Source organism: Mycetohabitans endofungorum (assembly GCF_002927045.1).
Taxonomy (GTDB): domain Bacteria; phylum Pseudomonadota; class Gammaproteobacteria; order Burkholderiales; family Burkholderiaceae; genus Mycetohabitans; species Mycetohabitans endofungorum.
Map to the genome: position 1 here is coordinate 248,104 of NZ_PRDW01000001.1, position 24,032 is coordinate 272,135.

The following is a 24,032-nucleotide window of genomic DNA, read 5'->3' on the forward strand; positions in this document are numbered from 1 at the left end:
TGGACCGGGCACAGTCTTGCCACGCGTTGACTTGGGATGGGCATGCGGGGCCCGGTCGGCCCCGCGTGCCGGGTCACTGTCAGTTCGCCAACATCAGAAAAATGGCCGGTCGTTTATGCAGTTCAATCGGCTCTTTACGCCACACTGACACCGGCCGGGTGACGATTTGCTCATCCGGTAGCGTTAGATCGACGGCCACGCACACGAGTGTGTCCGGCGCACACGCGCTTGCCAGCACATCGAGCATCGCACGGTTGCGATAAGGGGTTTCGATAAAAATCTGTGTCTGCCGGGCCCGGCGCGACTGCTGCTCTAGCTCGCGCAGCTTCTTCGTGCGTTGTGCGGCATCCACCGGCAGGTAGCCGTGAAAGGCAAAGCTCTGGCCGTTCAAGCCGGAGCCCATCAGCGCCAGCAGGATCGAACTGGGTCCGACCAGTGGCACGACCCGGATGCCGCGCTCGTGCGCCCGGCGCACCAGCAGCGCACCTGGATCGGCTACAGCCGGACACCCGGCTTCGGACAGCAGCCCGCCGTCGCAGCCTGCGATGATCGGTGCGAGCAGCGCATCGATTGCGCTCGCCGGCGTATTGACGTTCAATTCGCGAATCTCGATGTCCTGGATCGGAACAGTGCCACCCGTTTTTTTCAGGAACGCCCGCGTGCTTTTCGCGTTTTCGCCGACATAATAGGTCAGCCGCGCCGCGAGCGCGCGCACGGGTTCGGGCAGCACGCCCGCTAGCGCAGCGGCGTCGCCCAACGCATTGGGCACCAGATACAGCACGCCGGTCATCGCGCCTGCTCCGGTGCTTCGGAGGCGGCGTCGGCGGTGCCCAGCAGCGTCACGCCGGCCTGGCGCAGCATGTCGGTCAGCGCGATCAGCGGCAGGCCGATCAAGGCCGTGGGGTCGTCGCTGTCGATTGCCTCCAGCAAGGCGATCCCCAGCCCTTCCGACTTGGCGCTGCCGGCGACGTCGTAGGGCCGTTCCATCTGCAAGTAAGCGTTTAGTTCCGTATCGGGCAAGTTGCGAAAGCGTACCCGTGTGACGACGTCGGTGCAGCGTGCGGTGTCGTTGCGCGGGTCATAGAGGCACAGCGCGGTGTGAAACTCGACGTCGCGCCCGCGCATCGTGCGTAGCTGCTCGAGTGCGCGCGCGTGGTCCCCAGGCTTGCCGATCTGCCGGCCGGCGAGCGTGGCGACCTGATCCGAGCCGATCACCAGCGCATCGCCGCTGCGCGCGGCCACGGCGCGGGCCTTGGCCTCGGCCAGTCGCAGGGCGGTGCCGGCCGGCGCTTCATGCGGCAATGGCGTTTCATCGATGGCTGGCACGTCAACGTCGAAAGTCACGCGCAACCGCTGGAGCAGTGCGCGCCGGTACGGGGAGCTGGAAGCGAGAATCAGCCGGCGCGCGGCGATTGGAGCGGATATGGGCTGCATGGGCGGAAGCGGTCCGGAATGCGCGATTTGACCACGGCCGGCACCTGGCGCGCGGCGCGTTGCACGAGCTCGCGCGGTGCTGGCTTAAGTGATTGACGCGTAAAGACAAAAGCGATATGATACCGGGCTTTTCATCGGTGCGGTCCATAAACGTCGCGGCGCGGCGGCCGGCGATACCGGCTGCGCCTGTTGGCGGGATGACGCGGGAGGAGGTCCAGGTGGCGGAGTCAACGGACAAGCGAAGCGCGTCGACCGGCCGTGAGGCGGCGCTCAACCTGCATGCGCTGGACCTGTTCGAGTTTGCGCGAACGGGTCGGCAAACGATGGGACAGTTCGACGTTGGCGAGTTGGCCCGGCTGGCAGCCGAAGTGCCCGCCGACGCGGTGACGCTCGGCGATTATGATCCGGCGTTGCGCTGGCACGCGCAGGGTGGATCGGTGCGCGAACTGCAGCCCGATGGCACCGTGCTCGACGAGCCGTGCCTGCGGGTGGTCGTGCATGGCGCGATCTGGCTGCAGTGCCAACGTTGCATGGAACCGTTTCGCGTGCCACTGGGCATCGATGCCGAATACCGGATCGTCGAGAGCGACGACGAGGCGGATGAGCGCGCGCTCGACGACACGTCATTTGATGTGATCGTAGGTTCGCGTCAGTTCGATTTCGTCGAGTTGATCGAGGAAGAATTGTTGTTGTCGTTGCCGCTGGTGCCGAAGCATGAGGTCTGCACCCAGATACACGAGAGCCTGGTGACCGGCGCGGCGGGCGAGCATGCGCGCGATCCCGATGCTGAGGCCGGCGAATCGCTGGCCGGTGACGAAGTGCAACGCGAGCATCCGTTCGCCGCGCTCGAGGTGCTCAAGGGTGGCGGGCCGAAGTCCGGACCGACGCATTGAGTGCGTGGACGCGGTCCAGAGGCCAGGCGGCCGGTCGCGCCGGCCTGTCATCAGCTGTTTGGCGGGTGGCAGGCGGGGTGGGGACCTGTGTTAAAATTGACGAAATTTTTCTGGAGTTACCATGGCAGTTCAGCAAAACAAGAAGTCGCCGTCGAAGCGCGGCATGCACCGCTCGCACGATTTCCTGGGCGCCGCACCGCTGGCCGTCGAGCCGAGCACCGGCGAAGTCCATTTGCGTCACCATATCAGCCCGAACGGCTACTACCGCGGCAAGAAGGTCGTCAAGACCAAAAACGACTAAGTGCCTGGCGGCAATGGTCGCCTGCCTCACCTTTCGTTCGCGATTGAATTGCCATCGGTTCGTCAAGAAAGCGGCATTGACCTGCCGCTTTTTTGTGCCTGAAATTCGCCGCATCCCATGACTATAAAGATCACAATCGACTGCATGGGAGGCGACCACGGTCCAACCGTGACGGTTCCCGCCGCGGTCAGTTTCGCGCGTGCGCATCCAGATGCGCAACTTGTGCTGGTGGGCTTGAACGACGCGATCCGCGCGCAGCTCAAGCGATGCAAGGCGCTCGACATGCCGACGCTGTCGATCGTCGATGCGAGCGAGGTCGTCGCGATGGACGATTCCGTCGAGGTCGCGTTGCGCAAGAAGAGGGGCTCGTCGATGCGCGTCGCGTTGAACCTGGTAAAAGAGGGTCATGCGCAAGCCTGCATCTCGGCCGGCAACACCGGCGCGTTGATGGCGGTGTCGCGCTACGTGCTCAAGACGCTGGCCGGCATCGAGCGGCCGGCGATCGCGTTCGCCCTGCCGAATCAGCGTGGCTACACGACAATGCTCGACCTGGGCGCGAATGTCGACTGCGAGCCGCAGCACTTGCTGCAATTCGCCGAGATGGGGCACGCGCTGGTGTCCGCGATCGAGGGCAAGGACCGTCCGTCGATCGGGTTGCTGAACATCGGTGAAGAGGTAATCAAGGGCAACGATATTATCAAGCGCGCCGGCGAACTGCTGCGCGCGAGCACGCTCAATTTCCGCGGCAATGTCGAGGGCAACGACATTTACAAGGGCACGGTCGACGTGATCGTTTGCGATGGCTTTGTCGGCAACGTCGCGTTGAAGACGTCCGAAGGACTCGCGCGGATGCTTGCCGACATGATTCGTGAAGAGTTTAGTCGCTCGTGGGCCACGAAGCTGATGGCGCTGCTCGCGCTCCCGGTACTGTCGCGTTTCAAAAAGCGGGTCGATTCGCGTCAATACAACGGCGCCGCGCTGCTCGGCCTGCGCAATCTGGTGATCAAGAGTCACGGTTCGGCAGATGCGTACGCGTTTGAGTGGGCTATCAAACGCGGGTATGATGCCGTCAAGAATGGTGTTCTCGAGCGTCTGACGCGGGCGCTGGAGGAAAATGCCGACCCGCTCGCTCGCGCGGCCGGCGCCGGTTCTGGCGAACCTGACGTGTCTGGCGCACAAGCACTTTCCAATACGACCACCGGCGGCCCCGCGGGATCATCCGCGCCTGAGCCGTTGGCTGCGCTATCCCCGAAGGCATGATGGTTCATCCCACTATTTACTCGCGCGTGCTCGGTACCGGCAGTTACTTACCACCGACGCGCGTCACCAACCAGGCGCTGGCCGAGCGGCTCGCGCAGCAGGGGGTCGAGACGAGCGATGAGTGGATCGTGGCGCGCACGGGCATCCGTGCCCGTTATTTCGCGTCGCCCGAGCAAGCCACCAGCGACCTTGCATTGGTGGCCGCACAGCGCGCGATCGCAGCGGCTGGCATCGATTTGCAGGCGATCGAGCTGATCATTGTCGCCACGTCCACACCGGACTTCGTGTTCCCGAGTACGGCCTGCCTGCTGCAGGACAAGCTCGGCATCCGCAACGGCGGCGCGGCATTCGACGTGCAAGCAGTGTGCTCCGGGTTCGCTTATGCGCTGGCGGTGGCCGACGGGTTGATCCGCAGCGGCGCGCATCGCAACGCGCTGGTGATCGGCGCCGAAACGTTTTCACGGCTGCTCGATTTCAAGGACCGAACCACCTGCGTGCTGTTCGGCGACGGCGCTGGTGCCGTCGTGCTCGGCGCCTCGGACCAGCCAGGGCTGCTGGCGAGCGCACTGCACGCGGACGGCAGCCACGCGCACATCTTATGCACGCCAGGCAACATCAACGGCGGTGTTATTCAAGGTAGTGCGTTTCTGCACATGGACGGGCCCGCGGTATTCAAACTCGCGGTAAACGTGCTCGAGAAGGTGGCGCTCGAAGCGCTGGCTAAGGCCGGCATGTCGGCGGACCAGATCGATTGGTTGATTCCACATCAGGCCAATATCCGGATCATGCAAGGCACGTGTCGCAAGCTCGGATTGCCATCGGAGCGCATGATCGTGACGGTCGGCGAGCATGGCAACACGTCGGCCGCATCGATTCCGCTCGCGCTGGACGTGGCGGTGCGGGACGGACGCATCAAGCCCGGCGACCGGGTACTAATCGAAGGCGTTGGCGGTGGATTTACCTGGGGTGCGGCAGTCATCCGTATGTAGACGCGTGTACAGCATGCGCAGGCGCTTGTGGCGCCGTCCGCCCGCATGCCGTTTCGCTGCTTTTTCTATTCGAGGACGATATGAAGTTCGCGTTCGTTTTCCCCGGGCAAGGCTCGCAATCGATCGGCATGCTCAATGCATTCGGCGATCATCCTGTTGTAAAGGCGACGCTCGAGGAAGCGTCCGATGCGCTGAGCCAGGATATCGGCCGCCTGATCGCACAGGGGCCGGTCGATGAACTGAACCTAACCACCCATACGCAACCCGTGATGCTCACCGCCGCATACGCGATTTACCGCGTGTGGCAGCAAGCCGGCGGCGTGGCACCGGCGGTCGTTGCCGGCCACAGCCTCGGCGAATACACGGCACTGGTCGCCGCGGGCGCGATCACATTTCGTGACGCGTTGCCGCTGGTGCGCTTTCGCGCGCAGGCGATGCAACAGGCGGTGCCGGTCGGGGCCGGGGGGATGGCGGCAGTCCTGGGGCTGGATGATGACGCGGTGCGCGCCGCATGCTCGGAAGCGGGGTCGGCCGGCATCGTCGAGGCGGTCAACTTCAATGCGCCGGCGCAGGTCGTGATCGCTGGCCACAAGGCTGCCGTGGACAAGGCATGCGAGATCGCCAAGGCCAAGGGCGCAAAGCGCGCGGTGTTGTTGCCAGTGTCAGCGCCGTTTCATTCCTCGCTACTCAAACCGGCGTCTGAGTGCCTGCGCGAGTATCTGGCCGATGTGGACGTGCGCGCGCCGCAGATCCCGGTGGTCAACAATATCGACGTGGCGATGGTGTCGGAGCCGGCCGGCATCAAGGATGCGCTAGTGCGCCAGGCCGCCGGGCCGGTACGCTGGGTTGAATGCGTGCGCGCGATCGCCGCGCAGCAGATCACGCATGTGATCGAGTGCGGCCCTGGCAAGGTGTTGGCCGGGTTGACGCGGCGCATTGATGCCAACCTGGTGGGCGGCGCGATCGTTGATCCGGCGTCGCTCGACGATACACTGAAACTGTTGCAAGGTTGAATGCCGGGCTGTCACCGGGATTTATCATTCGATTCGGAGCCAAGACGGGATGGAAAAATCGCTCGACAAACAGATTGCGTTGGTCACCGGCGCATCGCGCGGCATCGGCCGTGCGATTGCGCTCGTGCTCGGGCGGGCCGGTGCGACGGTAATTGGCACCGCCACGTCCGACAATGGAGCGGCGGCGATCAGTGACGCGTTGCGCGCCGAGGGCATTGTCGGTCGCGGCGCGGTACTGGACGTCAACGACGGCCTCGCGGCCGATGCGCTGGTTGATTCGGTGGTCAAGGAGTTCGGGGCATTGAACATCCTAGTGAACAACGCCGGCATCACGCAGGACCAGCTTGCGATGCGGATGAAGGACGACGAGTGGGACGCGGTGATTGACACCAACCTAAAGGCCGTGTTCCGCCTGTCGCGCGCCGTGCTGCGGCCGATGATGAAGGCGCGCGGCGGGCGTATCATCAGCATCACGTCCGTCGTCGGCTCGACCGGTAATCCGGGGCAGGTCAATTACGCAGCGGCCAAGGCGGGGGTGGCCGGCATGACGCGGGCGCTGGCGTGCGAGATTGGCAGCCGCAACATTACCGTCAACTGCGTGGCGCCGGGTTTCATTGACACGGATATGACCCGCGTGTTGCCCGAGGCGCAGCGCGCAGCGCTCGACGCGCAGATTCCATTAGGCCGGCTGGGCGCGCCGGAAGACGTTGCCCACGCGGTTGCATTCCTCGCTTCGGCGCAGGCGGGATACATTACGGGCACGACGTTGCACGTCAATGGCGGCATGTACATGTCCTGACGGGTGCCGGCTGCGCTTGCCGCGGTGCTCGCAAGGGTTGCGGCGAAACTGGTCGCGCGTCATTTTTTGCGGGACAAACCTGATAAAATGCGCGCACTTGCATTTTTGAACTCATTTTCCCTGGAGGGATGCATGGACAACATCGAACAGCGCGTCAAGAAGATCGTCGCAGAACAGCTCGGCGTGGCTGAAGCGGAAATCAAGAACGAGGCTTCGTTCGTCAACGATTTGGGTGCTGATTCGCTGGACACTGTCGAACTCGTGATGGCGCTGGAAGACGAGTTCGGCATGGAGATTCCGGATGAGGAAGCCGAGAAAATTACGACGGTCCAGCAGGCAATCGACTACGCCCGGGCTAACGTCAAGGCCTAAGCGTCTGGGTTTTCTGTCGCAGGTCGCGGCCACAGGGCTCACGGGTTTCCGTGCGGCCGCTGTGGCTTTTGATTTTCTATTATGTATGAAAAAGGGAATATCGTGAGCCGTCGTCGTGTGGTAGTTACCGGCCTTGGGCTGATTTCGCCCGTTGGCAATAACGTTGCCGACGGTTGGGCGAACCTGGTTGCTGGCAAATCGGGGATCGCGAACATCACGAAGTTTGACGCATCGAATTTTTCGACGCGTTTCGCCGGTGAAGTTAAGGGCTTCAATGTCGAGGACTACATGGCGGCCAAAGAGGCCCGCCACATGGATACGTTCATCCACTACGGTTTTGCTGCCGGCGTGCAGGCCATGACGGACGCGGGCATCGACACGGCAAGCGAGGATCTGGAGCGTATCGGTGTGGTCGTTGGCTCGGGCATTGGCGGCTTGCCGATGATCGAAGTCACGCAAACCGAGATGCTCAACCGCGGGCCACGGCGGATTTCTCCTTTCTTCGTTCCAGCCTCGATCATTAACATGATCTCCGGTCACCTGTCGATGCGCTACGGCCTCAAGGGGCCGAACCTGGCGATCGTGACCGCATGCACGACCGGCCTGCACTGCATTGGCGAGGCGGCGCGGTTGATCGAATATGGGGACGCCGACGTGATGCTGGCCGGCGGCGCAGAAGCGACCGTGTCGCCGCTGGGCATCGGCGGCTTTGCCGCCGCGCGCGCGCTGTCGCAGCGTAACGATGATCCGACCACTGCCAGTCGTCCGTGGGACAAGGACCGTGACGGTTTCGTGCTGGGCGAGGGCGCCGGCGTCATGGTGCTCGAGGAATACGAGCGCGCGAAGGCGCGCGGCGCGAAGATCTATGCCGAAGTCGCTGGCTATGGCATGAGCGCTGATGCGTACCACATTACGGCGCCGCTCGAGGACGGCGACGGCGCGCGCCGTTGCATGCTGGCGGCGTTGAAGAACGCTCGCGTGAACTTGGATGAAGTCCACTACCTGAATGCACACGGCACATCGACGCCGTTGGGCGACCTGGCGGAGACCATCGGCATCAAGCGCATGTTCGGCGACCACGTGAAGCACATGGTCGTGAACTCGACCAAGTCGATGACTGGCCACCTGCTTGGCGGCGCGGGCGGCCTGGAGTCGGTGTTCACCGTGTTGGCGCTCCATCACCAAGTATCGCCGCCGACGATCAACATTTTCAATCAGGATCCGGAGTGCGACCTGGATTACTGCGCGAATACCGCGCGGGAAATGAAGATCGACGTCGCGTTGAAGAACTCGTTCGGCTTCGGCGGCACGAACGGTACGCTGGTGTTCAAGCGCGTTTGATGACGGATCGCGCCGTCTTCGCGGGGTCCCGGTCCGCACCGTCGCTACACTCCGGTATCGCATCGACGGCGCGCGACGACGCAATGGTTTTGCGGCACTCGCGGATGCTCGCGGCGCTGGGCGTGGCCGTCGCGTGCGCGTGCGCGCTGGCGGTGATGCTGGTGCTGGCGCCGCGCATCGGTCTCATCGCCGCCGCAGCGGCAGCGCTCGCGGTGGCGCTCGTATTGGCTGTTTTTTCACAGTGGCAGGAACGCATGAGGCCTGTTGCGATCAAAGTCGGGCCGGACGGTGCGGTCACGTGGCACCGCCAGGGCGCGCCGGTGCGATATCACCGGATCCTTGGGCATGCGCGCCCTGCTACCGGCCTGCTGGTGCTGCGCCTGGCGCCTGACGACGAGCGGGCGACGCGGCACAGTGCAGGGCCGGGTTCGGTGCTGATCGCGGCGGACGCAATCGAGCCGTCCCATTTCCGCGAGTTGGCGATCGCGCTGGCACGTCAGCGCCGGCGGCCGGGATGAACCGCTGCCCCGCAGTGCGCCCGCGCGGCCCCTTGTAACCGTTGTAACGCTTGCCTGCCCACGGGGGCGCTACAATAGGCGTCCTTTCGCGTCGCAATCTATACAGACAACGGATTTTTCAGGTGAGCGAAAAAGAAATCGACCAGGCGCTGGTCGAGCGCGTCCAGAAAGGCGACAAAGCCGCGTTCGAACTCCTGGTCGCCAAATACCACCGCAAGATCATCAGGCTGATTTCGCGCCTCGTGCGCGATCCCGCGGAAGTTGAGGACGTCGCGCAGGACGCATTCATTAAGGCATATCGCGCGCTGCCGCAATTTCGCGGCGAGTCCGCGTTTTATACGTGGTTGTACCGGATCGCCGTCAACACCGCAAAGAATTACCTTGCGACGCAGGGTCGGCGTGCGCCGACGTCCACGGAAGCGGACGCGGAGGAGGCTGAAACTTTCTCCGATGCCGACCAACTAAGAGATATCAACACGCCTGAATCAGTGTTGATGAGCAAGCAGATCGCACAGACAGTCAACGCCGCGATGGCGCTGTTGCCCGAGGAGTTGCGCACGGCGATCACGCTGCGCGAGATCGAAGGACTGAGCTACGAGGAAATCGCCGAGATGATGGGTTGCCCAATCGGCACCGTTCGGTCGCGGATTTTTCGGGCTCGCGAAGCCATTGCGACAAGGTTGCGTCCGTTGCTGGATACCCCCGAAGGAAAGCGGTGGTAGCGGTAAGGGTCGAGCGGGGGAGTCTACGGGGTTGTCAGTCAGATGGGGAGCATCATGGGGTCCGTTCCATTGCAAATGAACGAGTCGGCGAGTCACATTCCGGTTGCCGAGCATATTTCCGCCGCGCTGGATGGTGAATCGCTGGAAAGCGGCGGGCGCGCGCGCGTGTCGCATAGGCTGGCCGAGTTCCTGTCGACGCTGGATGCCGACGGGCGGGCCCTGTGGATCGACTATCATCTGATTGGTGATGCGCTGCGCTCCGATGAGTTGGCCAAGGATGCCGCGAAGAGCGCGGCGTTCGTTGCCCGGTTTTCCGCGCGCCTGGCCAATGAGCCGCACGTGTTGGCGCCGTCGGCGTTGCGGACCAACATGCGGCGCACGCTGGCGTTACGGCGCCGCATGTTACCAGTGTTCGCGGTGGCCGCTGCCGCCGCGACGCTGAGTTGGATGGTCGTGCCGCAACTGCAGGGCCTTGGCAGTGCAGGCACGCCGGCACAAGTCGCTTTGGTCAGCGACCCGGGTGCGGATGCAATGCAGCGCGTCGCATTGGCGTCCACGCCGGTGGATGGCAGCGTGCAGCAGGGCATCCAGGATGCGAGCATTGTTCGCGATGCGGATCTAGATCAATATCTGGCCGCGCACCAGCAGTTCGCGCAGCAGCCGATGGTCCAATCCGCCACACCTTTGATCCGTGCCGCCGCGGCTTCCGGGGGCAAATAAACTGATGCAGCTTCAGCGGTCAAAAACAATCGACGCACGGGGGCGGCTGCGGGGAACGAGGTTCGTCGCAGCCGTATTCATTTCGCTGGTCTGCGCGGCCGTCCACGCTCAGTCGCGCACCGACGACTCGCTCGTCGCGCGGCGCGAGGCGGCCAATTGGCTGAACCGGATCCACCAGGCAGCGCAGCAGCAGAGCTACGAAGGGATTTTCGTCTACCAGCGCGGTTCGGCGGTGCAGTCATCGAGCATCGTGCATTTCGCGGATCATGGTGATGGCGAATATGAAAGGCTTGAAAGCCTGGACGGCAAACCGCGCCGGATGCTGCGGCACAATGACGAGGTCTACACGTTTGTGCCCGAGCGCAAGCTGTGCGTGTTCGAGCATCGGCAGAGCAAGGATTCGTTCCCCGCGCTATTGTCCGCGAGCAGCGATCGCGTATTGAGTGTCTACGATCCGCAGCTGCTGGGGGCCGACCGTGTCGCCGGACTTAACGCGACCGTGATCGAATTGCGTCCGAAGGATGCGCTGCGCTACACGTACAAGTTATGGGCCGACCAGAAGAGCGGCCTGCTGTTGCGCGAGCAGACGCTGGACAGCGACGGGCAGGTGCTCGAGCAGGTTGCCTTTTCACAGGTCCGGCTCGGCGTGACGGCGGACCGCAACGCGATTGCCCAGGCCGTGCGCAACGCATCCGGTTGCGTACGCCCCCCGGTGGAGCCGGTCAATATGGAAGCAGCGGGCTGGCAACTGCCGAATCAGATTCCCGGGTTCCGCAAGGTGCGGGAACTGCGCCGGCCGATGGCTGCGCGCGATCCGTCGTCGTCGCCCATTGCCGTGGATCAGGCGGTGTTTTCTGATGGGCTTTGTGCGATCTCGATCTTCGTCGAGCCATTTGAGCGCAATTCCCGCAAGGAAGGCTCGGGTGCGAGCGGAGCCACGCACATCCTGGTCAAGCGTCATGGTGATTATTGGGTCACCGCGTTGGGCGAAGTACCGATGACGACGCTGCAACAGTTCACTTCTGCCATAGAATATAAGGCTCCTCGATAGTTTGCGCGGTCTCTTTCTTTTTGTCGACAATATGAGTATCCATCCGGTGCGCAGATTTCTGCTCGCGGCCGCCATGGCCATCTGTATCCCGTTGGTGTCCCCGTGCGCAGCCGCGGCGCCAGCCGCCGCCAACCTGCCCGATTTCACGGACCTGGTCGACAAGGTCGGCCCGGCGGTCGTCAATATCCGCACTGCGACGCATGCGCAGCAACAGGGCCCGACGGGCTTGCCCCCTGGGTTGGATGACGGCGACATGTCCGAGTTCTTCCGGCGCTTCTTCGGTATTCCGTTGCCACAGCAGCCAGGCAAGCCGAACCCGCCGCGCGGAGGGGGCGGAGGCGGCGATTCAGATCCGTCGGACTCGGAGCAGAGCAGCGGCGTGGGTTCCGGCTTTATCCTGTCGGCCGACGGCTATGTGATGACCAATGCGCATGTGGTTGATGACGCGGACACGATCTATGTGACGCTGACCGACAAACGCGAATTCAAGGCAAAGTTGATCGGCGTGGACGAGCGCACCGACGTGGCGCTCGTGAAGATCAATGCGGCGAGCCTGCCGACGGTGACGATCGGCGATTCGAACAAGGTCCGGGTCGGGGAATGGGTTGTGGCGATCGGCTCCCCCTTCGGGCTGGACAACACGGTCACGGCCGGCATCGTCAGCGCGAAGGGGCGTGATACCGGCGACTATTTGCCGTTCATCCAAACCGACGTCGCAGTCAATCCCGGCAATTCGGGCGGGCCGTTAATCAACATGCAGGGCGAGGTCATTGGCATCAACTCGCAAATCTACAGCCGTACCGGCGGTTTCATGGGGATCTCGTTTGCCATCCCGATCGACGAGGCAATGCGCGTCGCAGACCAGCTCAAGGTCAACGGGCGGGTTGTGCGGGGTCGGATCGCGGTGGCGATCGGCGAAGTGACCAAGGACGTGTCGGACTCGCTGGGTCTGCCTAAGGCACAAGGCGCGCTGGTGTCCAGCGTCGAGGCGGACGGCCCGGCCGACAAGGCCGGCGTGCAGCCGGGGGACATCATCCTGAAGTTCAATGGGCGCAATGTGGATACGGCGACGGACCTGCCGCGGATGGTGGGCGAAACCAAGCCCGGTACCCAGGCGACGCTGACGATCTGGCGCAAGGGCCAAACGAAGGATTTGTCGGTCGTCGTGGCCGAGATGCAGCCGGACAAGACGGCGAAGGCGCAAACTAGCCGCCGCGCGCCGCCGCGCGAGCGTGCATCGAACCAGCTTGGGCTGGCGGTTAGCGACCTGTCGCCGGAGCAGCTTAAATCAATGAATCTGAAAGGCGGCGTGCAGGTCGATGGCGTGCACGGTCCAGCGGCCCGCGCAGGGTTGCAGCGGGGCGACATCATCTTGCGAATCGGCGATACTGACGTCTTGAATACGAAACAATTTGAGGCGCTCGTGCAGCAACTCGATCCGCAAAAGAGCGCAGCGTTGCTGGTGCGCCGCGGCGACAATACGCAGTTTGTCCCGGTCAGGCCACGGGCTGCGCCGGTGCAGAAGTAGTGCGGGCTGATGCTCGATGATGGCGCACGGTGCGCGCCGCCTGCCCCGTCTGACGTTGTACGGCCGCGCGTGGTGCCATCTGTGCGACGACATGCGGGCGCAGCTCGATGCGGGGCAATGGCCTGCGGGTCCAGCCTGATCGGATGCGTTTTCCGCTAAAATGCGCGGATTCTTGATTTTATCGCAAGGCGTGCTCCGCTTTTGTCCGAGCGCGCCTTTTTCGCTTGATCGGCATTGAATGGATCATATTCGTAATTTTTCGATCATCGCGCACATCGATCACGGTAAATCGACGCTGGCCGACCGCATCATCCAGCTGTGCGGCGGCCTGTCGGACCGCGAAATGGAAGCGCAGGTGCTCGACTCGATGGACCTGGAGCGCGAACGCGGCATCACGATCAAGGCGCAGACCGCCGCGTTGACGTACCGGGCGCGGGACGGTCGTGTCTATAACCTGAATCTGATCGACACGCCGGGCCACGTCGATTTTTCCTATGAAGTGAGCCGTTCGTTATCCGCCTGCGAGGGTGCACTGCTAGTCGTCGATGCGAGCCAGGGGGTCGAGGCGCAGACCGTCGCAAACTGCTATACCGCGATCGAGTTGGGTGTCGAGGTCGTGCCGGTGCTCAACAAGATCGATCTGCCTGCGGCGAACCCGGACAACGCGATGGCCGAAATCGAAGATGTGATCGGCATCGACGCCACGGACGCAGTCCAGTGCAGCGCGAAGACCGGCCTGGGTGTGCAGGACGTACTCGAGGCGCTGATCGCCAAGGTGCCGCCGCCCCGCGGCGACGCGCAGGCGCCGCTGCAGGCGCTGGTCATCGACTCGTGGTTCGACAATTACGTCGGCGTCGTGATGCTGGTGCGCATCATCAATGGCGCGTTGCGCCCGAAGGACAAGATCAGGATGATGGCGACCGGCGCGCAGTATCCGGTCGAGCACGTGGGCGTGTTCACACCGAAGTCGCAAAACCGTGACGTCTTGTGCGCGGGCGAGGTCGGGTTCGTGATCGCTGGTATCAAGGAGTTGACGGCCGCGAAGGTCGGCGACACGATCACCCATTCGGCGAAGCCGGCGGCTGAACCGTTGCCGGGCTTCAAGGAAGTCAAGCCGCAGGTGTTCGCTGGGCTGTATCCGGTCGAGGCCAACCAGTACGATGCGTTGCGCGAGTCGCTCGAGAAACTCAAGCTCAACGATGCGTCGCTGCAATACGAACCCGAGGTCTCGCAGGCGCTGGGCTTCGGCTTTCGCTGTGGCTTCCTAGGCTTGTTGCACATGGAAATCGTGCAGGAGCGGCTCGAGCGCGAATTCAACATGGACTTGATCACGACGGCGCCGACCGTCGTGTACCAGGTGCTGATGCAGGACGGCTCGATGGTGATGGTCGAGAACCCGGCGAAGATGCCTGAGCCATCCAGGATCGCCGAGATCCGTGAGCCGATCGTGACGGTGAACCTGTATATGCCGCAGGATTATGTCGGCGCGGTGATCACGCTATGCACGAGCAAGCGCGGCAATCAAGTCAACATGACCTACCACGGTCGCCAGGTGCAACTCACCTATGAGATACCGATGGCCGAGATCGTGCTGGACTTCTTCGATCGGCTCAAGTCCGTATCGCGCGGCTACGCGTCAATGGATTATGAGTTCAAGGAATACCGGGCATCAGACGTGGTCAAGGTCGATATGCTGATCAACGGCGACAAAGTCGATGCGCTGTCGGTGATTGTGCATCGATCGCAGTCGCAGTATCGCGGTCGCGAGGTAGCCGCGAAGATGCGCGAAATCATCCCCCGGCAGATGTACGACGTTGCGATCCAGGCGGCCGTCGGCGCGCACATCATTGCGCGCGAGAACATTAAGGCGCTGCGCAAGAACGTGCTGGCCAAATGCTACGGTGGCGACATCTCGCGCAAGAAGAAACTGCTCGAAAAGCAAAAAGAAGGCAAGAAGCGGATGAAGCAGGTCGGCAGCGTCGAGATTCCTCAAGAGGCATTTCTCGCTATTCTCAAAGTCGAAGACAAATAACCGAAAAACGGAATCTCCATGAATTTTGCGCTGATCCTCTTTATCCTGGTCGTGTTGACCGGCATTGCATGGGTAGCGGACAAGCTGGTTTTTCTCCCTCAGCGCCGGCGGGCCGCGGATGCCGCCGCGCACGAGTTCGATCAGCAGCAACAGCGCATGGATGAGCGCTTTCGCGACGAAGATGCCGCCCGCACACGGGCAAGGCTGCGCGAAGAACGGCTGCGCCAGCCGTGGTGGCTCGAGTATTCGGCGAGCTTCTTTCCGGTGATCCTGCTAGTCTTCGTGCTGCGTTCATTCATCGTCGAGCCGTTCAAGATTCCGTCCGGCTCGATGGTGCCCACGCTACTTGTCGGCGACTTCATTCTAGTCAACAAGTACGATTACGGGGTCCGCTTGCCGATCATCGATAAGAAGATCATCCCGAACCGAGACCCACAGCGCGGCGACGTCGTTGTATTCCGCTATCCGAAGGACGAGTCGGTCGATTACATCAAGCGCGTTGTCGGCGTGCCGGGCGACGTGGTCGCGTATCAGGACAAGCGCCTGACGATCAATGGCGAGGTGGTGCTCGAAACGCCGCTGTCGGATTATCTGGATGAGGACCGGCTGTCGATGGGGCAGCCGGCCAAATACGTCAAGCAGTACAGCGAGACGCTCGGGGGCAAGCGCCATGCGTTGCTCAACGATCCGGCCGTGCCGCCGTTCGTGATTGGCGCAGACGATTATCCCTATCGCGACAACTGCCACTACAACGACCGCGGCGTGATTTGCAAAGTACCGCCGGGCCACTATTTCGTGATGGGCGACAACCGGGACAATAGTGCCGACAGTCGTTACTGGGGCTTCGTGCCTGACCGCAATCTGGTCGGCCGTGCGTTCTTCATCTGGCTGAATTTCTCTAACCTGAAGCGAATCGGCTCGTTCGAATGACGCGCGAGCGTTGCTCGGCTCAGGCTGCAGCACGCGTTATACTTCTATCCATGCCTTTGTCACCGCTGGAAAGCCGGCTGCACTACGAATTTCGCAATGCGGAATTGTTGCGGCAGGCGATGACCCACCGCAGCCACAGTGCCACGCATAACGAGCGGCTCGAATTCCTTGGCGATTCGGTCCTCAATTGCGTGGTGGCGGCCCTTTTGTTTCAACGTTTTGGCAAACTCGATGAAGGCGACCTATCCCGCGTGCGGGCAAACCTGGTCAAGCAACAGTCGCTATATGAAATTGCCCAGGCGCTGAATATCGCAGAGGCGTTGCGGCTCGGCGAGGGGGAATTGCGCAGCGGCGGCTTCCGACGGCCGTCGATCCTGGCTGACACGTTTGAGGCAGTGCTCGGTGCGATCTTCCTGGATGGGGGATTTGACGCGGCGCAAACGGTGATCAAGCGACTCTATGTCCCCATTTTGGATCATATCGATCCGCGCACGCTGGGCAAGGATGCCAAGACGCTGTTGCAGGAGTATTTGCAGGGCCACAAGATCGCATTGCCGAGCTACGCGGTGATCGCGACCACGGGCGCAGCCCACAATCAGCAGTTCGAGGTCGAGTGCACGGTGCCGAAGCTCGAGATCAAGGTGTTCGGCACGGGTGCCAGTCGGCGCGCGGCCGAGCAGGCTGCCGCAAAAAAGGCGCTCGAAGAAGTGATGGCGGTGGCGCCGCAGCTGCTCGGCAAGCCGAAGCGATCGAGGAGTGCGGCACGCGCTGCCAAGCGCGAATTTGAGGACGTACCGTCGCATGGCACCGGGGTGCAGGGTGCACTGGATTTACGCCCCACGTTGGATCGTAAGGCCGAGCGGCTGGGCCGTGCCGAGCGCGTCGCCCATCCCGCCGAGCGAGCGATGCAGACAATGGAGCGGGGGGGCAATGACCATGAACGCGTGAGCAGCGCGCCGTCGTCGCATGGCGTGCCGAGCGCCGTCGCGATGATGCGTGCCGCGCATGCCGATCATTCGGTCGAGCGGGCGCCACGCCAGGCCGACAAGGGGGCCGCCGCGGCCACAGCGTCCGATGCGCCATTGGCCAAGGCGGCGGCAGCGATTGCCGCCACCACCGTGGTTGTCGATGTGCCGGCTGGGCCCGGACAGGCGCTCGATGAGCCCCGCGATACGGCGCTTCATCCGACGCCGCGCAAGGCCGATGCCGGCGCGTGACCGCGACCGCGCCAATGCGGCGTGTCGCAGCATGACTTGCCGCGCTTTACTCTTTGAACCCGACAGCCGAGGTCGGGCGCTCCGCGCCCACGTCAGCGGTATTTCCTGCAGGTCCGCTTGCCATGAATTCGACTCTTGAACAAACCGGTTTTCGTTGCGGCATGATCGCGATCGTCGGGCGCCCCAATGTCGGCAAGTCGACGCTGATGAACGCCCTCGTTGGGCAAAAGGTCAGCATCACGTCACGCAAGGCGCAAACCACGCGGCACCGAATCACCGGTATCCGGACGCTGGACGATGCACAATTCATCTTTGTCGACACGCCCGGCTTCCAGACCCGGCACGGCTCGGCGCTGAACCGCTCGCTGAACCGTGCGGTCACCTCAACGCTGACCTCGGTGGACGTCGTGCTGTTCGTGGTCGAGGCAGGCCGTTACGGGCCGGACGATCAACGGGTGCTGGAGTTGATTCCGCCGTCGGTGCCGACGGTGCTGATCGCGAATAAGGTCGACAAGCTTTCGGACAAGAGCGCACTGCTGCCATTCTTGAAAAGCACAGCGGCGCTGCGCGCGTTCCGTGACGTCGTACCGATGAGCGCGAAGCAGCCGGACGATATCACGCGGCTATTGAAGATCTTGCGGCCGTCGTTGCCGCTCGGTGAGCCAATCTATGGTGAGGACGAGCTGACCGACCGCAGCGAGCGATTCTTGGCGGCCGAGATCCTGCGGGAGAAAGTATTCCGCTGGACTGGAGACGAGTTGCCATACACGAGTACGGTACTGATCGACAAGTTCGAGCAGGAAGGCCGCCTGCGGCGGGTTTTCGCAACGATTCTTGTTGATCGTGACAGCCACAAGGCGATGATCATCGGGCAAAAGGGCGCGAAGCTGAAGCAGATCAGCACCGAGGCGCGCATCGACATGGCTAAGCTCTTCGATGGTCCGGTTTATCTGGAGACGTTCGTGAAAATCAAGAGCGGCTGGGCGGACAACGAGGCGGGATTGCGCGCCTATGGGTACGAATGACGTCTGGCTGGGTCATCCAGATGAGACCAGGCAACTCGACGTCGGCGTAGCACCCGGACTGGCGCCCGACGGCGTGCCGCCGGGCGCGTCGGGCGATGTTGCGCAGTCCGCGCCAGGTTACGCCGCGCCGACCCGTCGCCGCGCCGCTGCGCTGCGCTCGGACTACCGTATCGCCGAGCAGCCGGGCTTCGTGTTGCACGCCTACCCGTATCGCGAGACGAGCCTGATCATCGACGTGTTCACGCGCGCGCACGGCCGTCTCGCGCTCGTCGCGAAGGGGGCGAAGCGGCCGCATTCGGCGCTGCGCGGCGTGCTGCAGACGTTCCAGCCGCTCGCACTGTCATGGGCCGGCAAGTCCGAAATGCGGACGCTGACTAAGGCTGAATGGGTCGGCGGAATGCGTCCGCTCGCTGGCGATGCACTGCTGTGTGGCTTTTACGTCAATGAGTTGCTCGTCAGGTTCTGTGCGCGGGAGGATCCGCATACCGCGTTGTTCGACCATTACTTGTTGACGTTGACGCGGCTCGCGCATGACGAACCGGCGGTGCAGGTATTGCGTTCGTTCGAACGTGTCTTACTGCGTGAGACCGGCTATGCTATGTCGCTCGATCGGACCGTGACGAGGCAGAATGTCGTGGCCGGGCGCTCATACGTGTTCGATCCCGAGCGAGGCGTATGCGACGTCGAGATGCTAGAGCCTCAGGCGGACGCGTTGCGCGGGCCGGTCATCGCCGGACAAACGCTGCTCGACATGGAGCGCGATGATTATTCGCGTGCGCAGACCGTCGCGCAAAGCAAGACCCTGATGCGTTTTTTGTTGAATACTTATCTTGGCGGCACGCCGCTTGCGACGCGCCAAATCCTGATCGACCTGCAAAACCTATGAACGTTTTCTCGTCGCCGACACCTGTTATCGAGTTGGGTGTCAACATCGACCATGTCGCCACGTTACGCAACGTGCGCGGCACTGCGTATCCTGACCCGCTGCGCGCGGCGCTGCAAGCTGAGGCTGCCGGCGCCGACGCGATCACGCTGCATCTGCGTGAGGACCGCCGCCATATCGTCGATGCCGATGTGCGCGCGTTGCGGCCGTTGCTCAAGACCCGAATGAACCTGGAGTGCGCATTGACGCAGGAAATGCTCGACATCGCCTGTGACGTGCGTCCACATGACGTTTGCCTGGTACCGGAAAAGCGCGCCGAGTTGACCACCGAAGGCGGATTGGACGTGGTCACGCACTTCGACGCGGTCAAGGCGGCGAGCCGGCAACTGGCCGATGCGGGCACGCGCGTATCGCTGTTCATCGACGCCGAGCCGGAACAGATTCGGGCGGCCCACGAAAGCGGTGCGCCGGTGATCGAGTTGCATACCGGACGCTACGCCGACGCGGATGACGACGCTCGGCAGTCACAGGAATTCGAGCGGATTGCCGCGGGTGTCGACCTGGGGCGGTCGCTGGGCCTGAAAGTCAATGCCGGTCACGGCCTGCACTATACCAACGTACAGCGCATTGCCGCGCTCGATGGCATTGCCGAGCTGAACATTGGCCATGCCATCGTCGCGCATGCCATTTTTGCGGGATGGGACAATGCCGTGCGGGAAATGAAGGCGATCATCGTCGCAGCGCGCGTCGGCGCGCGTGCATGAGCACCGGAGCCGCACCGATGGTGCACCGCGCTGTCTATGGGATCGGCACGGACATCGTGCAGGTCACCCGCATCGCCGCCGTGATGGAGCGTACCGGCGGCCGCTTTGCCGAGAAAATCCTCGGTCCGCAGGAACTCGCGGTCTATCGCGCGCGCGCGGCACGCTCGGAAGTGCGCGGCGTGGCGTTTTTGGCCACGCGCTTTAGCGCGAAGGAGGCGTTCTCTAAAGCGATCGGGCTCGGCATGCATTGGCCGATGACGTGGCGCGCGGTGCAGACGCTCAACGAGAAAAGCGGCAAGCCGGTGATCGTCGCGACCGGTGAGCTGGCCCAGTGGATGGCCGAGCGCGGACTCAGCGCACGCGTATCCGTCAGCGACGAACGCGATTATGCGGTGTCGTTCGTCATCGCCGAAGTCGATGCGTCAATGGATGGCCCCGGTGCCGGGTCGATGGACCGGCACGCGACTGACCTCAGAAACCCTAGTTGAACAACCGCAAGCGCAAATATGGTCCGGCGATGCTCGACGTCGCCGGCACTTCGTTGAGTCGTGACGATGCCCGCCAGATCGCCGATCCGCTGACCGGCAGCGTGATTTTGTTCGCCCGCAATTATGCGAGCCGCAAGCGCGCCAGCTGATCGACAGCCTACGGTGAACGGGGCGGACTGGTTTTAGGTCACCTTCATTCGCTGAAGCTTGTTGTACAGCGTCTTGGGGCTGATGCCAAGCAGTGTCGCTGCACGATGCCGGGTGCCACCCACCGCATCGAGCGTGGCACGGATCAGCATCTCCTCGACATCGGCAAGCGGCGTGCCGACCGCGATCTGCACCTGGTTGTTTGACCGTGAACGGCCAGTGCGGCCGCCTTCGTCGTCCGGCGACAAGCTTTCGATCATGTCCTCGGATGCCTGATGCGAGCGCTCGATCACGTCGCGCAATTCGCGCACGTTGCCTGGCCACTCGTATTCGATCAGCTCGCGCACGCAGAGCGGGCTGAGCCGCTTGACCGAATCGTGGCGTTGGTTCAGCACGTCGACGAAATAAGTGGCCAACAGTTCGATGTCCTCGCCGCGCTCGCGCAGCGGCGGCAATGTCAGCGGTGCCACGTTTAGCCGTTGCAGCAGGTCAGTGCGCAGCGTGCCGCGGGCCAGCGCCTGCTGCGGCGATTCGACGGTGGCCGCAACCACCCGGAAGTCGGCGCTTAGATCGGTGGTACCGCCCATCCGGCGAAACGTGCGTGCCCCCAGCGCTCGTGCGAGTGCCTCTTGCTGCGCGGCCGGCAGCAGATCGACACGGTCGATGAACAGCGTGCCGCCGGCTGCCCGCTCCAGTACGCCGGCTCCGCTCGTTTCCGCCCCATCGAATGCGCCGCGCTGGTGACCGAATAGCATGCTTTCCCACGGCTCAGCGCCTGCGTGACTGGCCGCCGCGCCGTCCAGCTTCACCAGCGGGCCTTTCTTGCGGCGGCTCATCTCGTGCAGCGTTCGCGCAGCGATCTCCTTGCCGGTTCCCGGCTCGCCAACAATCAGCACCGCTGCCTCCGTCGGCGCGATACGCTCAATCGTGTCATAGACCTGTTGCATCGCCGCACCGCGACCGATCATTGAGCCGAAGCGGCCGACGCGCCGCAATGCCGCACGCAGGTTCTGGACTTCCTCGGTAAGCTCGTATGGGCGCGGAATGCGCGCCAGCAGGCTGCGCAATCGCGGGATATTGACCGGCTTGAGTAGGTAGTCCCAAATGCCGTGGCGCAGCCCTTCGATCGCGCTTTCCACCGTCGCATTACCGGTCATCACGATGACCGGCGTCGCGCCGTCCGGCTGTGACGGCAGAGAATGCAGCACGTCCAGCCCGCTGCCGTCGGGCAGGTTCAAGTCGACCAACACCACATCGGGAATGAACCGCTGCAACGCGGCGCGCGCTTCTACGAGCGTGGCTGCAGTGTCGACGGAAAAACCATCGGTACTCAGGATGGCCGACAGTCCCGACAGGCTGTTAGGGTCGTCTTCAACGATCAAGGCGTGTGGCATAGCGCGACGAGGTATTATCTGCGGCGAATTTTGGAGCGCTGCGGTGGCGGTTCGGGGAGAGCATGCTTCGTGCCAATTCGTCGTACTTTACCAATCAACGCGTTGCCGTAACAGGGTGACGCGCGCACGGTCCCGATGCGGCAAATTTTTCCCGTTTGGCGCGTAAATTCTTCCACCGCCGTGCAGCGGTGTCGCGTCGCGTTGGCCCCCGTAAACAAAAAGCGCTCCAGTCGGAGCGCTTGCGTTGTGGCATTGAGAACGTTCGAGGCGCTGTTACGCGCGGCTGCGGTACTCGTGCGTACGCGTGTCGATCTCGATCTTGTCGCCGATGTTACAAAATAGCGGCACCTGCAATTCAAAGCCGGTAGCCAGCTTGGCATTCTTGAGTACCTTACCAGACGACGTATCGCCCTTGACCGCCGGTTCCGTATAGACGATTTCGCGCACTAGCGTGGTCGGCAACTCGACTGAGATCGCCTTGTCGTTGTAGAACACCACTTCGCACGCCATGCCGTCCTCGAGGTAGTGCAACGCATCGCCCATCATTTCGCTTTCAACTTCGTACTGATTGTAGTCTGCATCCATGAAGACATACATCGGATCAGCGAAGTACGAATAGGTGACTTCCTTGCGGTCGAGCACGACCACGTCGAACTTGTCATCGGCCTTATACACCGACTCGTTGCCCGCGCCGGTCAGCAGGTTCTTCAACTTCAGCTTGACGACCGCGGCGTTGCGGCCCGACTTGTTGTACTCGGTCTTTTGCACGACCATGGGATCGTTGCCGATCATTATGACGTTGCCCGTACGCAGTTCTTGAGCGGTCTTCATAACACTGTCCTGTCCGATAAATGGGTATGGCGAATGGCTGACGGCACGCCCCCGCATTGGGCAGTCCGGCAAGCGATCCTAAGCTCTTGAAAACCCATTATTTTAGCGTATTTTGGACGAATGCGGCCAGATGTCCGGCTAGGTCGCCGATGGCAGCCAACTCATCCGCCCATACGTGCGCGCGTGCCTCGAACGCCTCCCGATGCTGGATGAAATCTTGCCAATCGGGCAGGCCATGCATTGGATTGCCGTTCCATGCGTGCCAAAAGCGTGTCAATGCGTCGCACGCGCGCGGTTCCAGCGCCGAGCCGATATGCGCGAGGGCCGCGTCCAGCTTCGGCAGATGCGCATCATCCGCCTGCGGATAGATGTGCCAGACGAACGGCTTGCGTGCCCACTGCGCGCGCACGAACGAATCCTCGCCACGCACGAAGTTGATATCGGCGCTCCATAACAGTCTGTCGTAGCCGCGCTGGTCGGTAAACGGCAACGCATGCGCGCTCAGCGCGCCTGCGCTCGCGCTTGTGCCCGCCGCGAATGCGCGGGGCCCTGCGGGATGACCGAAGAACCGTGCCACGGAGCCGGAGATCCGCCCCTGTGGAACCAGTAGCACCAACGGATCCGTCGCATCGCGCCATTGTTCGAGCAGCGCGTCGAGGGCGGGATTCTCGTAGGAGAAAAGCGATACGACCGTGGCGGCCGGCTCGGGCTGCGGCAGCCCGAGCGCCGCCCACCAGCCTGCCCGTTCGGCCGCCGATTCGACGAACGCGCGGCGCTGCGAGTCCAGGTCTTGCTCGCGAAGCACTCCACCAGTGTGGGCGTCGAGGCCGGGGAAGAAGAACGTCTTGGTCAGTGCATGGCGGGGATGGGGCGACGCGCGCAAGTGAAAGTCCGCCACCCAATCTTCCGACGATAGGTATTCAAGGTTAATCCAGGCCACCCGCGACGAGCGTTGCGCCATCGCAGCAAGGTATGACGCCGGCAGATCGCAGGCAAATGCCTCGATGACGACATCGGCGATGTTCAGTGTCGCCGCGCCAAGCCCAGCGAACTGGGACTCATGCCAATGCTCGATGGCGACACCGGCCAGCACTTGCCGCTCGCGCTTGACATCTAACCCAGGCGCCAGGCGCGCGAGCGTGGTCAACTCATCGATGAACAGACGCACCTGCCAGCCGTATTCATTCGCCAACTGCCGGGCCAGCCGCCAGCAGACGCCGGCGTCGCCGAAATTGTCGATTACCGTGCAGAAAATGTCGCATGTGAGCGGCGCACGCGCGCCGGCGAGCAGGGCGGGGCAGGAGGACATGGGACGCGCGCGCGACGCGCAGGCCGCTTGACGAATGATCTAAACTGCTTATTTTAAAGCACAGATCCCGT

Annotated in this window: 25 protein-coding genes and 1 pseudogene; 21 read left to right on the forward strand and 5 right to left on the reverse strand. The window is 62.9% G+C overall.

What is annotated here, in order from left to right; all coding sequences use genetic code 11:
• Positions 1–79: 79 nt before the first annotated feature.
• Complete coding sequence (locus B0O95_RS01190; protein ID WP_104076219.1) at positions 80–790, reverse strand: SAM-dependent methyltransferase; 711 nt, start codon at positions 788–790, stop codon at positions 80–82.
• Positions 787–1,434 (reverse strand): Maf family nucleotide pyrophosphatase, encoded by a 648-nt coding sequence (locus B0O95_RS01195; protein WP_104076220.1) that lies wholly within the window; start codon positions 1,432–1,434, stop codon positions 787–789. The genes B0O95_RS01190 and B0O95_RS01195 overlap by 4 nt, the downstream gene beginning before the upstream one ends.
• A gap of 197 nt (positions 1,435–1,631) precedes the next feature.
• On the opposite strand from B0O95_RS01195, the gene B0O95_RS01200 reads away from it, so the two are divergent.
• The 21 genes and pseudogenes from B0O95_RS01200 to B0O95_RS01305 form a co-directional block, all read left to right on the forward strand.
• On the forward strand, positions 1,632–2,327 hold the full coding sequence (locus B0O95_RS01200) for a YceD family protein (RefSeq protein WP_233203000.1): 696 nt from the start codon (positions 1,632–1,634) through the stop codon (positions 2,325–2,327).
• 121 nt (positions 2,328–2,448) lie between these two features.
• Positions 2,449–2,628 carry a 50S ribosomal protein L32 gene (rpmF, locus tag B0O95_RS01205; RefSeq protein ID WP_076785234.1) on the forward strand — a complete coding sequence of 60 codons (180 nt, stop codon included), beginning with the start codon at positions 2,449–2,451 and terminating at the stop codon, positions 2,626–2,628.
• A 117-nt stretch (positions 2,629–2,745) separates the two neighbouring features.
• Entirely contained in the window at positions 2,746–3,888 is a 1,143-nt protein-coding gene (gene plsX, locus B0O95_RS01210) for a phosphate acyltransferase PlsX (protein ID WP_104076222.1), read from the forward strand.
• Positions 3,888–4,877 carry a beta-ketoacyl-ACP synthase III gene (locus tag B0O95_RS01215; RefSeq protein ID WP_104076223.1) on the forward strand — a complete coding sequence of 330 codons (990 nt, stop codon included), beginning with the start codon at positions 3,888–3,890 and terminating at the stop codon, positions 4,875–4,877. The genes plsX and B0O95_RS01215 overlap by 1 nt, the downstream gene beginning before the upstream one ends.
• Positions 4,878–4,957: 80 nt before the next feature.
• Entirely contained in the window at positions 4,958–5,890 is a 933-nt protein-coding gene (gene fabD / locus B0O95_RS01220; RefSeq protein ID WP_104076224.1) for an ACP S-malonyltransferase, read from the forward strand.
• Positions 5,891–5,939: 49 nt separating this feature from the next.
• Positions 5,940–6,689, forward strand: coding sequence for a 3-oxoacyl-ACP reductase FabG (gene fabG / locus B0O95_RS01225; protein ID WP_104076225.1), 750 nt, complete (start codon positions 5,940–5,942; stop codon positions 6,687–6,689).
• A 132-nt stretch (positions 6,690–6,821) separates the two neighbouring features.
• Complete coding sequence (gene acpP / locus B0O95_RS01230) at positions 6,822–7,061, forward strand: acyl carrier protein (protein WP_004197638.1); 240 nt, start codon at positions 6,822–6,824, stop codon at positions 7,059–7,061.
• A gap of 102 nt (positions 7,062–7,163) precedes the next feature.
• The gene (fabF, locus tag B0O95_RS01235) at positions 7,164–8,402 is read left to right on the forward strand and encodes a beta-ketoacyl-ACP synthase II (protein WP_104076351.1); all 1,239 of its coding nucleotides are present in this window, start codon (positions 7,164–7,166) and stop codon (positions 8,400–8,402) included.
• An 83-nt stretch (positions 8,403–8,485) separates the two neighbouring features.
• On the forward strand, positions 8,486–8,920 hold the full coding sequence (locus B0O95_RS01240) for a protein YgfX (RefSeq protein ID WP_146063950.1): 435 nt from the start codon (positions 8,486–8,488) through the stop codon (positions 8,918–8,920).
• 122 nt (positions 8,921–9,042) lie between these two features.
• The gene (gene rpoE, locus B0O95_RS01245) at positions 9,043–9,642 is read left to right on the forward strand and encodes an RNA polymerase sigma factor RpoE (protein WP_041753171.1); all 600 of its coding nucleotides are present in this window, start codon (positions 9,043–9,045) and stop codon (positions 9,640–9,642) included.
• 54 nt (positions 9,643–9,696) lie between these two features.
• Positions 9,697–10,362, forward strand: a complete 666-nt coding sequence (locus B0O95_RS01250; RefSeq protein ID WP_233203001.1) for a sigma-E factor negative regulatory protein — start codon at positions 9,697–9,699, stop codon at positions 10,360–10,362.
• A gap of 4 nt (positions 10,363–10,366) precedes the next feature.
• Positions 10,367–11,413, forward strand: coding sequence for a MucB/RseB C-terminal domain-containing protein (locus tag B0O95_RS01255; RefSeq protein WP_233203002.1), 1,047 nt, complete (start codon positions 10,367–10,369; stop codon positions 11,411–11,413).
• 31 nt (positions 11,414–11,444) lie between these two features.
• Positions 11,445–12,941, forward strand: coding sequence for a DegQ family serine endoprotease (locus tag B0O95_RS01260; protein ID WP_104076229.1), 1,497 nt, complete (start codon positions 11,445–11,447; stop codon positions 12,939–12,941).
• A gap of 238 nt (positions 12,942–13,179) precedes the next feature.
• Positions 13,180–14,973, forward strand: coding sequence for a translation elongation factor 4 (gene lepA, locus B0O95_RS01270; RefSeq protein ID WP_104076230.1), 1,794 nt, complete (start codon positions 13,180–13,182; stop codon positions 14,971–14,973).
• Between the two features lie 18 nt (positions 14,974–14,991).
• The gene (gene lepB / locus B0O95_RS01275) at positions 14,992–15,903 is read left to right on the forward strand and encodes a signal peptidase I (RefSeq protein ID WP_104076231.1); all 912 of its coding nucleotides are present in this window, start codon (positions 14,992–14,994) and stop codon (positions 15,901–15,903) included.
• A 50-nt stretch (positions 15,904–15,953) separates the two neighbouring features.
• Positions 15,954–17,120, forward strand: coding sequence for a ribonuclease III (gene rnc, locus B0O95_RS01280; protein WP_233203003.1), 1,167 nt, complete (start codon positions 15,954–15,956; stop codon positions 17,118–17,120).
• 161 nt (positions 17,121–17,281) lie between these two features.
• Positions 17,282–18,145: a GTPase Era gene (gene era / locus B0O95_RS01285; RefSeq protein WP_104076233.1), complete on the forward strand. Its 864-nt coding sequence runs from the start codon at positions 17,282–17,284 to the stop codon at positions 18,143–18,145.
• A complete protein-coding gene (gene recO / locus B0O95_RS01290) occupies positions 18,132–19,031 on the forward strand; it encodes a DNA repair protein RecO (RefSeq protein ID WP_104076234.1) in 900 nt (299 codons plus the stop codon). The genes era and recO overlap by 14 nt, the downstream gene beginning before the upstream one ends.
• On the forward strand, positions 19,028–19,792 hold the full coding sequence (gene pdxJ, locus B0O95_RS01295; RefSeq protein ID WP_104076235.1) for a pyridoxine 5'-phosphate synthase: 765 nt from the start codon (positions 19,028–19,030) through the stop codon (positions 19,790–19,792). The genes recO and pdxJ overlap by 4 nt, the downstream gene beginning before the upstream one ends.
• Positions 19,789–20,280 (forward strand): holo-ACP synthase, encoded by a 492-nt coding sequence (gene acpS, locus B0O95_RS01300; protein ID WP_233203004.1) that lies wholly within the window; start codon positions 19,789–19,791, stop codon positions 20,278–20,280. Before pdxJ ends, acpS begins: the two co-directional genes overlap by 4 nt.
• Positions 20,281–20,309: 29 nt before the next feature.
• Positions 20,310–20,414 (forward strand): annotated as a pseudogene (locus tag B0O95_RS01305) (beta-N-acetylhexosaminidase); the annotation flags it as partial.
• A gap of 48 nt (positions 20,415–20,462) precedes the next feature.
• Here the strand turns inward: B0O95_RS01305 and B0O95_RS01310 are convergent.
• From B0O95_RS01310 to earP, 3 genes are all read right to left on the reverse strand, one after another.
• On the reverse strand, positions 20,463–21,821 hold the full coding sequence (locus tag B0O95_RS01310) for a sigma-54-dependent transcriptional regulator (RefSeq protein WP_104076236.1): 1,359 nt from the start codon (positions 21,819–21,821) through the stop codon (positions 20,463–20,465).
• Positions 21,822–22,094: 273 nt separating this feature from the next.
• Entirely contained in the window at positions 22,095–22,652 is a 558-nt protein-coding gene (gene efp, locus B0O95_RS01315; protein ID WP_076785219.1) for an elongation factor P, read from the reverse strand.
• A gap of 97 nt (positions 22,653–22,749) precedes the next feature.
• Entirely contained in the window at positions 22,750–23,961 is a 1,212-nt protein-coding gene (gene earP, locus B0O95_RS01320; protein ID WP_104076237.1) for an elongation factor P maturation arginine rhamnosyltransferase EarP, read from the reverse strand.
• Positions 23,962–24,032: the final 71 nt, after the last annotated feature.

Coding starts and splice junctions, on each gene's coding strand:
- B0O95_RS01190 (WP_104076219.1), bottom strand. CDS start 790: ATGACCGGCGTGCTGTATCTGGTGCCCAATGCGTTGGGCGACGCCGCT.
- B0O95_RS01195 (WP_104076220.1), bottom strand. CDS start 1,434: ATGCAGCCCATATCCGCTCCAATCGCCGCGCGCCGGCTGATTCTCGCT.
- B0O95_RS01200 (WP_233203000.1), top strand. CDS start 1,632: ATGACGCGGGAGGAGGTCCAGGTGGCGGAGTCAACGGACAAGCGAAGC.
- rpmF (WP_076785234.1), top strand. CDS start 2,449: ATGGCAGTTCAGCAAAACAAGAAGTCGCCGTCGAAGCGCGGCATGCAC.
- plsX (WP_104076222.1), top strand. CDS start 2,746: ATGACTATAAAGATCACAATCGACTGCATGGGAGGCGACCACGGTCCA.
- B0O95_RS01215 (WP_104076223.1), top strand. CDS start 3,888: ATGGTTCATCCCACTATTTACTCGCGCGTGCTCGGTACCGGCAGTTAC.
- fabD (WP_104076224.1), top strand. CDS start 4,958: ATGAAGTTCGCGTTCGTTTTCCCCGGGCAAGGCTCGCAATCGATCGGC.
- fabG (WP_104076225.1), top strand. CDS start 5,940: ATGGAAAAATCGCTCGACAAACAGATTGCGTTGGTCACCGGCGCATCG.
- acpP (WP_004197638.1), top strand. CDS start 6,822: ATGGACAACATCGAACAGCGCGTCAAGAAGATCGTCGCAGAACAGCTC.
- B0O95_RS01240 (WP_146063950.1), top strand. CDS start 8,486: ATGGTTTTGCGGCACTCGCGGATGCTCGCGGCGCTGGGCGTGGCCGTC.
- B0O95_RS01250 (WP_233203001.1), top strand. CDS start 9,697: ATGGGGTCCGTTCCATTGCAAATGAACGAGTCGGCGAGTCACATTCCG.
- B0O95_RS01255 (WP_233203002.1), top strand. CDS start 10,367: ATGCAGCTTCAGCGGTCAAAAACAATCGACGCACGGGGGCGGCTGCGG.
- B0O95_RS01260 (WP_104076229.1), top strand. CDS start 11,445: ATGAGTATCCATCCGGTGCGCAGATTTCTGCTCGCGGCCGCCATGGCC.
- lepA (WP_104076230.1), top strand. CDS start 13,180: ATGGATCATATTCGTAATTTTTCGATCATCGCGCACATCGATCACGGT.
- lepB (WP_104076231.1), top strand. CDS start 14,992: ATGAATTTTGCGCTGATCCTCTTTATCCTGGTCGTGTTGACCGGCATT.
- rnc (WP_233203003.1), top strand. CDS start 15,954: ATGCCTTTGTCACCGCTGGAAAGCCGGCTGCACTACGAATTTCGCAAT.
- era (WP_104076233.1), top strand. CDS start 17,282: ATGATCGCGATCGTCGGGCGCCCCAATGTCGGCAAGTCGACGCTGATG.
- recO (WP_104076234.1), top strand. CDS start 18,132: ATGGGTACGAATGACGTCTGGCTGGGTCATCCAGATGAGACCAGGCAA.
- pdxJ (WP_104076235.1), top strand. CDS start 19,028: ATGAACGTTTTCTCGTCGCCGACACCTGTTATCGAGTTGGGTGTCAAC.
- acpS (WP_233203004.1), top strand. CDS start 19,789: ATGAGCACCGGAGCCGCACCGATGGTGCACCGCGCTGTCTATGGGATC.
- B0O95_RS01310 (WP_104076236.1), bottom strand. CDS start 21,821: ATGCCACACGCCTTGATCGTTGAAGACGACCCTAACAGCCTGTCGGGA.
- efp (WP_076785219.1), bottom strand. CDS start 22,652: ATGAAGACCGCTCAAGAACTGCGTACGGGCAACGTCATAATGATCGGC.
- earP (WP_104076237.1), bottom strand. CDS start 23,961: ATGTCCTCCTGCCCCGCCCTGCTCGCCGGCGCGCGTGCGCCGCTCACA.